The sequence below is a fragment of the Mycolicibacterium parafortuitum genome (assembly GCF_002086815.1).
Taxonomy (GTDB): Bacteria; Actinomycetota; Actinomycetes; order Mycobacteriales; family Mycobacteriaceae; genus Mycobacterium; species Mycobacterium parafortuitum.
On the sequence record NZ_MVID01000031.1, the window covers coordinates 1 to 12,213 of the forward strand.

At 69.5% G+C, this 12,213-nt stretch carries 3 protein-coding genes; 2 read left to right on the forward strand and 1 reads right to left on the reverse strand.

Annotation, left to right across the window (positions count from 1 at the left end; translation table 11 throughout):
- Together BST38_RS24825 and BST38_RS24830 are read left to right on the forward strand one after the other, a co-directional pair.
- Positions 1-2,659 (forward strand): SDR family NAD(P)-dependent oxidoreductase (locus BST38_RS24825; protein ID WP_133057263.1); only part of this gene is annotated, 2,659 nt, incomplete at its 5' end.
- Positions 2,656-9,138 (forward strand): beta-ketoacyl synthase N-terminal-like domain-containing protein, encoded by a 6,483-nt coding sequence (locus BST38_RS24830; RefSeq protein ID WP_165761651.1) that lies wholly within the window; start codon positions 2,656-2,658, stop codon positions 9,136-9,138. The genes BST38_RS24825 and BST38_RS24830, both read left to right, overlap by 4 nt.
- Positions 9,139-9,213: 75 nt before the next feature.
- Here the strand turns inward: BST38_RS24830 and BST38_RS24835 are convergent, their stop codons facing one another.
- Entirely contained in the window at positions 9,214-12,213 is a 3,000-nt protein-coding gene (locus tag BST38_RS24835) for an MMPL/RND family transporter (protein ID WP_083146162.1), read from the reverse strand.

Consider the following 12,213-nt stretch of genomic DNA (forward strand, 5'->3'; position numbering starts at 1 on the left):
TGCGTTGCAGGCGAAATATCCTGGTGCTCCGGATATTCCGGCTTCTGAGCTTGCGAATCTGCGGACTCTTCAGGATGTCGTCGACACGGTGGCGGGTTTCGCCGGTAGTGCGCCGGCGCCTGCTGCTGCTGCGCCGGTTGCGGCCGCTGCGCCGGTGGTGCCGACCGGTGATGTGGTGTTGGCGATTGTGTCGGAGAAGACGGGTTATCCGGCGGATATGTTGTCGCTGGGGATGGAGATGGAGGCCGAGCTCGGCATCGATTCCATCAAGCAGGTCGAGATATTGGCTGCGTTGCAGGCGAAATATCCTGGTGCTCCGGATATTCCGGCTTCTGAGCTTGCGAATCTGCGGACCCTCCAGGATGTCGTCGACACCGTCGGCGGCTTCGCCGGCGGAACCTCCAGCGACACCACGTCGGCCGAACGGCACGGGTCGGCCGACGAGCCCGACACCGCCGGCGCGCCGTCGGGAGGTCTGTCGTGCACCGAAGCGCCCCTGCGGCAGGTGCCGCCCGGGGGCTTCGCGATGGCGGGTCTGCGCGACGGCGAGGTCTTCATCACCCGCGAGGATCCCCAGTTCGCCGACGAGCTCGAAAGCACACTGGTCGAACACGGCATCAAGGCCAAGTCCGTCGACGAGGTTCCCGAGCAGGCGAGCGCGGTGATCAGCCTCGCCGCGCTGGGCCCGGCGTCCACACCCCAGGACTGTGTCGACATGCACGTGCGTGCGTTCCACGCCGCACGCAGCGTCGCGCGCGGCGACGCCGAGTCGCGGTTGTTCGTCACCGTGCAGTCGACCGGTGCGGCGTTCGCCGCATCCGCCACGCCGACCGGCGTAGCGAGCCTGGTCAAGACCGCCGCGTGGGAGTGGCCGAACGCGTCGGTACGCGCCATCGACATCGAGGCACTCGACGCACAGCGACTGGTCGCCGAACTGCTCGGGGGCGGCAGCGGCATCGAGGTCGCGCTGAGGGCGGACGGTTCCCGCCTGGTCGCCGTCGACGAGGTCGCGTCCTCGGTCGGCTCCGGCGAGACGATCGAGGTACCCGAGGGCGGTGTCGTGGTGGTGACCGGCGGCGCCCGGGGTGTGACCGCCTCGTCCGCGCTGGCGCTGGCCAAGCAACACGGGCTGAGGCTGGCCCTGCTCGGTCGCACCCCGTTGCGGGACGCGGCCGCCGACGAACCGACCGGGACCACGGCCACCGAGATCGCCACCGCGCTCGCAGCGGCGGCGCGCGCTCGCGGCGAGCAGCTGAGCCTGCCGCAGGCCCGCGCCCAGGCGGAGGCGCTGCTGGCGGAGCGGGAGGTTCGTCAGACGCTCGCCACGGCGGAGCGGCAGGGCACCCCGGCGCGCTACTTCTCGGCCAGCATCACCGATCGGGCCGCGCTCGACGGTGTGCTCGACGAGGTACGCAGGGACCTGGGGCCGATCGTCGGGGTGGTGCACGGCGCCGGCGTGCTGGCCGACAAGCGCATCGAAGATCTCGACGACGCAGGTTTCGTCAAGGTGTTCACCACGAAGCTGGTCGGTGCCGAGGCTCTCCTGGACGCCACCGAATCCGATGACCTGCGGTTCATCTCGCTGTTCTCATCCATCGCCGCACGGGCCGGAAATCCCGGTCAGGCGGCATACGCGGCGGCCAACGCGGCGCTTGAGTCCATCGCCGCCCGCGAGTCCGCGCGCCGTGGCGACGCATGTGTGGTGCGCGCGTTCGGGTGGGGCCCGTGGGACGGCGGCATGGTCGACGAGACCCTCAAGAGCCGCTTCCTCGACTCCGGGGTGAACGTCATCCCGATCGACGAGGGCGCACGGTTCTTCGCCGACACCGCGCTGCGCCGCGCCCCGGCCACCGCGGTCGTCGTCGCCGCCCCGGCGCAGCGCCGGTTGCGTGCCGCCCACCTGGAATGGGATGTGTCGACCGCGACCCTGCCGATGCTGGAGGACCATCAGGTCCGGGGACAGATCGTGGTGCCCGTGGTGATCGTGCTCGACGCGATGCTGCGCGCGGCGCGAGGACTGGTCGCCGACACCGGGCTGGTCGTCCGCGACTTCCAGGTGCTGTCCGGCGTGACGTTCGCGGCCGCCGAACACCAGGATCTGGCCATCGACTTCGAACCCTCCGGGACCTCCTACACCGTCACGGTGCAGGACTGTGAGGGCCGGGCGCGCTATCGTGCCGTGCTCGAACCGGATACCGGTGCGCCGGCTCTGGCGGTGCCTCAGATCGACGGCGGCAGCTGGCCGTTCGGCGTCGCCGACGCGTACGCCGGTCCGCTGTTCCACGGGCCCCGGTTCGGGGTCATCGAATCCCTCGACGGGTTCGGCGAGGCGGGCGGAGCCGCCCGGCTCAAGAACCGCGCGGATCTGGGCTGGCCTCAGGACAACTGGGCCATCGACGCGGCCAGCGTCGACGGCGGGCTGCAGCTCGGAATCCTGTGGGCCAACGCCCACGGTCGCCCGCTCGTGCTGCCCGTTCGCATCGCGCGGGTCGTGCTGCACCAGTCGTTCGCCGACGCGGGGACGCTGCGGTGCCGGCTGGCGGCCCACCCGGTCAACGACAAGCGGGTCGACTTCGACATCACGCTCGAAACCCCGGACGGCGCACCGGTTGCGACGCTCGAGGGCGTGGAGTTTTATGTCGCAGGCACCGGGTCGTGAGCGGGTTCGACCCAGTCGCCATCGTCGGTCGCAGTTGCGTACTGCCCGGTGCGAGCACGCCTGAGGCGTTGTTCGACGCGACCCTGGCCGGCCGCTGTCTGCTCACGCCGACCCCGCGGGACCATTGGCGCGGCGTGGACCCCGCGGCGCTGCTGGCCGGTGACGAGCCGGGGCTGAGGGTGTCGTCGGCGACCGGAGGTTACGTCCAGACATCCTTCGATCTGGCCCACTTCGCCTCGCAGATCACCGATTTCGAGCGCCTCGACCCGCTCGTATGGTGGCTGGCGCACTGCGCACAGCAGGCGCTCGGCGGACCTGTCGCGGCGCCTCGCACCGGGCTGATCATCGGCAACCTGTCCTATCCGAGCACGATGAACACGGCGTTCGTCGAGAGTGTGTGGACCGGCGACGGTGACGTCGATCCCCGCAACCGATTCAGTTCGGGGCTGCCGGTGCACCTGGTCGCCGGGGCGATGGGCATGGCGGGGCCGGCGTACGCCCTCGACGCGGCGTGCGCGTCCTCGCTGTACGCGATCAAGCTGGCCTGCGACGCGCTGCACGATGGCACCGCCGACGTGATGGTCGCCGGTGGGGTCAACGGCTCCGACGACCTGTTCCTGCACCTCGGCTTCACCGCGCTGCAGGCGCTGAGCGTGACCGGCCGGTCCCGGCCGTTCCACGCCGACGCCGACGGGCTGGTGCCGTCGGCGGGCGCCGCGCTCGTCGCGTTGAAACGCCTCGAGGACGCCGAACGCTCCGGCGACCGGATCCTCGGTGTCATCACGGGTGTCGGCTTGTCCAACGACGGCAGACAGAGCGGATTCCTCGCCCCCGCGGTCGCCGGTCAGACCAGGGCGATGCTCGCGGCCCTGGAACAGGCCGGTGTCACGCCGGGCGACATCGACTACCTCGACTGCCACGCCACGGGCACGCCGCTCGGCGACGCGACGGAGTTGCGCAGCATCGCCGCCGCCTACGGTGACGTTCCGCTGAAACTCGGTGCGCTCAAAGGCAACCTCGGCCACACCATCACCGTGTCCGGCGCGGCAAGCCTGGTGAACGTGCTCTCGGCGATGCAGGCATCGGTGATCCCACCTGCGCTGTGCGACAAGCCGATCGAGACACTGACCGACAGCCCGTTCACGCTGCCGACCACCCCGACCCCCTGGGAGGGCGCGGTCAAGCGGGCCGCGGTCAGCAACTTCGGGTTCGGCGGGAACAACGCACACCTGATCGTCGAGAGCTACTCCGGTCCGGCGACCCGTCGCGAGCCGAGCCGGCCCGCGCCACCGCACGACGACATCGTGATCTGCGGGATGGGTGTGGTGACCGGCGACGCGTCGGACGCCGAGAGCTTCCGTCGCCGCGCGTTGGGCCCGCAGACCCCGGCATCTCCGTTGCAGACGGTGGAAGTCGGACTGCGCGGCCTCGGATTCCCTCCCAAGGAGCTCCAGGGCAGCCTCACCCAGCAGACGGCGATGCTCGCCGCCGCGGCCGAGGCACTCGAGAACGTCAGCACCGAGCCAGAACGCACCGGCGTCGTCGTCGGTATGGGCTGCGATGCGACCATCGCGCGGCAGCGGCTGCGCGTGCGCAACATGGCCGACGACGCGTGGCTGTCCGCGAACCGGGACTCGGCGCCGCAACTGACCGCCGACGGCGTGATCGGGACCATGCCGAACATCCCGGCCAACCGGATCCACGCCCAGCGTGATTTCCGGGGCTTCGGGTTCACGGTCTCCGGCGAGGAACTGTCCGGCGTGGACGCGATCCGCATCGCGGTCCGGGCGCTGCGCCACCGTGAACTCGACGCAGTGGTCACCGGTGCGGTCGACATGTGCTGCGAACCCGCACATGCCCGCGCCGCCGATGCGCTCAGCCCTGATCCCGGTACCGCCCACGGCGACGCCGCGGTGGCGTTCGTCCTCAAGCGCCGGGCCGACGCCGTGGCAGCCGGTGAGGAGATCATCGCGATCGTCGACGTGGACGGCGATGCCGCCGAGGACGGTTCCGCAGAACCGAATTTCGCCGCTCAGAGGTTCGGCCGGACACACGCCGCGACTGCCGCCGCAGAGGTGGCCGCCCGCGCCGCCGCAGTGCGCACCCGCGTCCGCGTCGACCAGAACGGGGCGCAACCCGCCCCCGGCGCGATACGCAGCGCCGCACGTCTGCACTCGATCGGCGGCCGGGCCGACGCGGTCACCGTATCCGCGGCCGACGGACCCCCGGTCCCGTTGGCGATCGGTGCCGTTCCGGTCTCCGAGCGGTATGCGGGCGACAGCCGGGACGACCTGCTGAGCCGGATGCGTCGCGGGGAACCAGGGGGCAGCGGCCCGGTGCGGTGCGCGGTGGTCGGTGGCAGCCAGGCAACCGTGGACAATCTGCGGGAGGCAGCCGTGCAGCGGTTCGACCGCGGCGAGGTTCCGGTGCTTCCCGGTGTGTCGTTCGCCGACGCGCCGGTGACCGGCGAGCTCGCGTTCACGTTCACCGGCGCCGCGGCCGCCTACCCGGGTGCCGGCCGCGAACTGCTGCTGGCGTGGCCGGAACTCGGCGATGCTCTCGCCGAACGGTTCTCGGGCGTCGGGGAACTCGCCCGCGCGTTGTACGGCGCGGGTATCACGACGCTGTCCCCGCGGACGCAGCTGACGGGCTGCGCTCTGGTGTGCCAGGCGCAGGCGGAGTTCTCCCGCACCGTGCTCGGACTCGAGCCCGCCGCGGCCATCGGGCTGTCTTCGGGGGAGACGAACTCGCTACTGGCGTTCGGTATCTGGCAGGACCTGGAGCCGATGCTCGACGAGATCGAGGCGTCGGGGATGTACGGCGACGAGCTGACCGGGGAGTGCCGGGTGGCGGCGCAGGCCTGGGGGTTCGACGATCTGTCCGCCCCGTGGGAGAACTGGCGGATCACCGCGCCGCGGGCGGCGGTGGAACGGGCACTGGAGTCCGAGCCGCTGGCGTACATGACGATCGTGCAAGCCCCCGACGACTGCGTGATCGGCGGGGATCCCGCGGCGTGCCGCAGGATCATCGACGCGATCGACGGCGCGCGGGCGATGCCGCTGGGTCTGGACATGGTCATCCACTGTGAGGCGGTCGGACCGTTCGCCGACACGTGGCGCACCATCCACACCCGCGAGACCTACCCGGCTCCCGACGTCCGGTTCTACACCAACGCCGTGAACCGCGCCTACACCCCGACCCGGGAAGCCGCCGCCGAAGCGATCACGCGACAAGCGTTGGAGCCCATCGATTTCCCGGCCACCGTGCTCCAGGCCTGGGAAGACGGTGTGCGGGTGTTCGTCGAACACGGCCCGCGGGCCATTCTGACCGGCGCGATCCCGAAGATCCTCGGCGACCGTCCGCACGTCGCGGTCGCGCTCGACCCGCAGGAACGGCGCGGCCTGCGCGCGCTCGGCGAAACCGTGTCCAAGCTGTGGGTACACGGCCTGCCGGTCCAGGTCGACGCCTTCGACGAGCGCATGCGGAAGCTGCGCGAGCAGAACGCACCCGCGCCGGCGACGAATGCCCGCGCACTGACACTCGCCGCGCACTGGCCCGACATCGTCGATGTCGCCGAGGCCAGGCCGGCGCCGGAGACCGTGTCCGCCGTGACGCCGGAACCACCCCAGGAGAGGAACCCGGAATTGGATTCCGCCCATCTACAGCCCATGCCCGCGGCGCCCGCAAGCCTGCCACCGCTCGTGTACACCGGCGCGGCGGCCGCGTCACCCGAACCGGCGCCCCTCCGTGCCACGGTGATCACCGCGCCACCGGCCGCGCCCGCCGCCGCGGCACTCAGTGACCGGACGACCGCCGCGTTGAATCTCGTCGCTTCGGTCAGCGAGACCCACACCGCGTTCGTCGAGCGCCAGGCGCAGGCGCACGCGTCGTTCCTCCAGGCGCGCGGCGCGTTTCTGGCCGCTGTCACCGGGGGTGCGCTGCCCGCGGGCAGCGCCCCGGCCGCGGCTGCGCAGGCTGCGGTCGCCGCGGCGCCAGTCGCGTCCGCTCCGGTCGCCGCGCCTCCGGTGATCCCGGCACCGAAGCCACTTCCCGCCGCGGTGGTGAGCGCTCCTGTCGCCGCGCCGCCGGTCGCACCTCCGGCCCCGTCGACGCCCGCCCCCGCGCCACCGCCACCGCGACCGCCGCAGCCGGTCAGCCGGGAACCCCTGTGGAATCGCGCCCAGCTCGAAACGCTTGCCGGCGGCAACGTCTCGGAGGTCCTCGGGCCGATCTTCGCCGAACTGGACCAGTACGAGCGGCTGGTCCGGATGCCGGAACCGCCGCTGCTGCTGGCCGACCGGGTGATGAGCATCGACGGTGAGCCCGGCACGATGGGGACGGGCCGCATCGTCACCGAGACCGACGTCGACCCCGACGCGTGGTACATGCACAACGGCCGGATGTCGCCCGGGGTGGTCATTGAATCCGGCCAGGCAGACCTGCTGCTCGCGTCCTGGCTGGGTGCCGACTTCAGCAACCGCAGCCAGCGCGTGTACCGCCTGCTCGGTTGTGACCTGACGTTCATGGGTGGTCTACCGCAGGGCGGCGAGACGCTGCACTACGACATCCACATCGACGGGCACGCGAAAACCGGTGACACCCGGCTGTTCTTCTTCCATTACGACTGCTACATCGGTGACCGTCTGGCGATCTCGGTGCGCAACGGCCAGGCCGGGTTCTTCTCCGACGAGGAACTCGCCAATTCCGATGGCGTGCTGTGGGACGCCGCTGACGACGCCCCCAGGGACGGCGCCCGCCGCGACGACCCGCCGCAGGTGACGCGGAAACGTTCCTTCGACCGCACCGACATCGAGGCGTTCACGAACGGGAACTCGTTCGCCTGCTTCGGTACCGGCTTCGAGATGGCCGCCGCGCACTCCCGGACCCCGTCGCTGCCGAAGGGCAAGCTGCGGTTGTTCGACGAGGTCGCCGAGTTCGACCCGGACGGCGGGCCGTGGGGCAGAGGGTATCTGCGCGCGAGGGCCTCGGTACCCACGGACGCGTGGTTCTACGACGGCCATTTCAAGAACGACCCGTGCATGCCGGGCACCCTGATGGCCGATGCGGCGACCCAGGCGCTGTCGTTCGCGATGGCTGCCTACGGGTTCACCATCGAGCGCGACGGGTGGCGGTTCGAGCCGGTGCCCGAGGAGATGGCGCGCTTCGTCTGCCGGGGGCAGGTCACCCCCGACGCCGACCACGTCCTCGACTACGAGGTGTTCGTCGAGGAGATCATCGACGGGCCGACTCCGACGATCTTCGCGTCGCTGCTGTGCAGTAGTGACGGGTTCAAGGTGTTCCATTGCCGCCGGTTCGGGATGCGTCTGGTCCCGGACTGGCCGATGCCTCCGGGTGCGCCGGGTCCGGTCCGAATCCTGGAGGGCACCAAGGACGTCCGCGGTGATCAGGGGGCGCTACTGGCGTGCGGGCGGGGTATGCCGTCGGACGCGTTCGGCGCGCTGTACGCCCCGTTCGACGGCGCGCGGCGCGCGCCCCGTCTGCCGGACGAGCCCTACCACTTCATGTCGCGCGTGCTCAGCGTCAGCAGTCCGCCCGGGGTGCCGACCAAGGACGGCGTCGTCGTCGCGGAGTACGACGTGCCCGCCGGCGAGTGGTATTTCGAGGCCGGCCGCTCCGATGCCGTGCCGCTGTCCGTGCTGATCGAGATCCTGCTGCAGCCGTGCGGCTGGCTGTCCTCGTACAACGGCTTCGCCGCGAACCGTTCCGACGACGTGGTGTTCCGCAACCTCGACGGCGGCGATATCCTGCTGCACCGGCCGGCGCGGGTGGGCACGCTGCGCGTCACCTCCCGGTTGGAGCGCTTCGCCGAGGGCGGCGGCTCGACGATCGTGTTCTTCGAGGTCGTGTGTACCCAGGGCGACGACATCGTGATGACGATGAAGACGGCGTTCGGGTTCTTCAGCCCCGAGGCGCTCAAGAACCAGGTCGGCCTACGCGTCGAACCCGGTGTGCTGGAAGCACTCTCGGAGCCCGCGCCGGTGACGCTGTCCTACCGTGACACGCAGCTCGACGGCGCACCGTGGCTGGCCCAGGATCGTCTTCAGGTGATCGACCGGGTGAACTTCTGGCCCGGAGGTGGCCAGGCCGGCCTGGGCAGGTGCGTCGCAGAATTCGACGTCCGTCCCGAGGCGTGGTTCTTCAAGGCCCACTTCTTCCAGGACCCGGTGCAGCCCGGATCGCTCGGGCTGGAGGCCATGCAGCAGGCGGCCCGCGCGGCGGTCCGGCTGTCCGGGCTCGCCGACGGCGCCACGGCGTTCGAACCGGTGGCCTCGGGTCAGTCGTTCAGCTGGAAGTTCCGCGGACAGGTCATCCCGACCAACGGCCGCACCCGCTCGGAGATCGAGATCCAGTCGGTGACACAGGAAGACGACGCGGTGCTGGTGGTGTTCAACGGCCGGTTCTGGGTGGACGACCTGTGCATCTACGAGACCATCGGGATGGGTGTGCGGGCGCGGTAGCCCGCCCGCAGCGCCGCGAAAAGCCCGGCCCCATTGTGGGGACCGGGCTTTTTCGTGTGGGTCTGTCCGAATCCGTCAGGGCCGCAGCCGTGGCAGTGTGGCCACTCCGCCCGTCGAGATCGGCATGGTGACGGCATCGTCGAAGTCGTCGACCACCGGAGCAGGGCTGGGCCGTTGGTCTTCCGGAGCTGCCGGGGCCGGCGTGCGCTGTCCGGTGGACGTCGTCGAGCTGACGGGACGGTCCGTCACCGAGGCCGACAGCTCCCTGGCGGGGCGCGGGCGGACCACCATCGGCCACCAGAACCAGCGGCCGATCAGCGCCGCGATCGACGGGGTGAGGAATGCGCGAACGATCAGGGTGTCGAACAGCAGACCGATCCCGATGGTCGTGCCCACCTGGCCGATGACCTTCAGATCACTGAAAGCCATGGCCGCCATGGTGAAAGCGAAGACCAGTCCGGCATTGGTGACGACCTTGCCGGTGCCGCCCATCGCGCGGATGATCCCGGTGTTGATGCCGGCGCCCAGTTCCTCTTTCATCCGGGATACCAGCAACAGGTTGTAATCCGATCCGACGCCCAGCAGCACGATCACCGCCATCGGCAGCACCATCCAGTGCAACTCCATACCGAGGATGTACTGCCAGATGAGCACCGCCAACCCGAAGGACGCGCCGAGCGACAGCGCCACCGTGCCGACGATCACCAATGCGGCGACCAGGCCACGCGTGATCAGCAGCATGATCAGGAAGATCAGGCAGAGCGCGCTCACCGCGGCGATCAGCAGGTCGTACTTGGAGCCTTCCTGAAAGTCCTTGAACGTCGACGCGCTGCCGCCGATGTAGATGTGCGCGCCTCGTAGAGGAGTCGTCTTGAGTGCTTCCTGGGCTGCGGCGCGGATCCGGTCGATACTGCCGATGCCCTCCGGCGACCCGGGATCGACCTTGTGCGAGATGATGAATCGGGCGGCCTTGCCGTCGGGGGACAGGAACGAACTCATGGCCCGCTGGAAGTCCGGGTTCTGGAAGACCTCCTCCGGGAGGTAGAACGAGTCGTCGTTGTTGGCGGCGTCGAACGCCTGACCCATCGCTGTGACATCCGCGGCGGATTCGTCCATCACGCTGAACGTGCCCTGCATGGTGCTGTGCATGGTGAGCAGCATGCTGCGCATCGACTCCATGATCTGAATGGTCCGAGGCATCTGCGCGAGCAGTTCGGGGAGCAGCCTGACGAACTCGTCGAGATCGTTCTCGAGTTCGTGCAATTTGCCGGCGAGCTTGTCGACGCCGTCGAGCGCGTCGAAGACGCTGCGGACCGAGAAGCACAGGGGGATGTTGTAGCAGTGCGGTTCCCAGTACAGGTAGTTGCGGATCGGCCGGAAGAAGTCGTCGAAATTGGCGATGTTGTCCCGCATTTCGTCCATGACGACGATCAGCTCTTTGGTCACCTCGACCGATCTGATCGTGGTGTCGGTGATCTCGCCCTGAAGCTGGTACATCCGCTTCGCCAGCTCGATCTGCCGCCCGATCATGTCGGCTTGTGTGCCCATGTCGGCGACGCGGTCCTGCATGTGCCGCATCATCTGCTGCTGGCCGGCGTTCTGCATGCTGATCAGGAACGGGATCGACGTCCGCTCGATCGGGGTGCCTTCCGGCCGGGTGATGCTCTGGACCCGCGACACGCCGGGAACCTGGAAGATGGCCCGGGCGAGCTTGTGCAGCACGATGAAGTCCGCGGGATTGCGCATGTCGTGGTCGGACTCGATGATCAGGATGTCCGGCATCATGCGGGCCTGAGAGAAGTGCCGGTCCGCGGCGGCATAGCCGATGTTGGCCGGGACGTCGTCGGGGATGTAGCGGCGGTCGTCGTAGCTCGTCCGGTAGCCGGGCAGTGCGACGAGACCGATCAGCGTCACGGCGATGGTGGCGATGAGGATCGGACCGGGCCAGCGGACGATCGCGGTGCCGACCCGCCGCCAGCGGCGGGTGGCCAATACGCGGGTGGGATCGAACAGCGCGGCGCGCCCGCCGATGGCCAGCACCGCGGGGACCAGGGTCAGCGCCACGGCGACGGCGACCAGCATGCCGACCGCGCAGGGCAGGCCGACGGTCTGGAAGATCGGCATCCGGGTGAAGCTCAGGCACAGCAGCGCACCGGAGATCGTCAAACCCGATCCCAGCACCACCGGGGCGACGCTGCGGTACGTGGTGTAGAAGGCGGTCTCCCGGTCCTCGCCCGCGTTGCGCGCCTCCTGGTACCGGCCGAAGAAGAAGATCCCGTAGTCGGTCCCGGCGGCCATCGCGAGCGCGACCAGCATGTTGATCGCGAACGTCGACAGCAGGAAGAACTCGTTGTCACCGAGGAAGGCCACGATGCCGCGGGCGGCGAACAACTCGATGCCGACCGTGATCAGCAAGGCGATGACCGTGACCACCGAGCGGTAGACGATCATCAGCATCACGAAGATGATCAGGGCGCCGATCAGGGTGAGCTTCAGGATGGAACTCTCGCCGCTGTGTTGCATGTCGGCCAGCAGCGGCGCCGCGCCGGTGACGTACACCGAGATTCCGGCCGGGGGTGGGGAGCGGTCGACGATCTCCCGGACCGCGGCGACGGATTCGATACCGGCTGACGAACCCTGGTCGCCGACCAGATTGAGCTGCACGTAGACGGCTTTGCCGTCCGGGCTCTGCGCTCCCGCAGCCGTGAGGCGATCTCCCCACAGGTCCTGCACGTTCTCGATGTGCGCGGGATCCTTCTCCAGTTCGGCGACCAGGCCCTCGTAGTACAAGCGCGCATCGTCTCCGAGCGGTTCCTGACCTTCGAGCACGATCATCGCGGTGCTGTCGGAACTGGACTCCTGGAACAGCCGGCCCATCTGCGACATCGCCTGCACCGACGGGGCGTCCTTGGAACTCATCGGCACCGATTGCTCTCGGCCCACGGTCTCCAGCGACGGCACCGCAAAGGTGACGAGAAGCGTCAGCCCCACCCACACCAGGACGATCAGCGGCGCGAGCCCGCGGATGGCCCGGGCCACGAGGGGGCGTCCCCGGTGCAGTTGATGGTTGCTCAC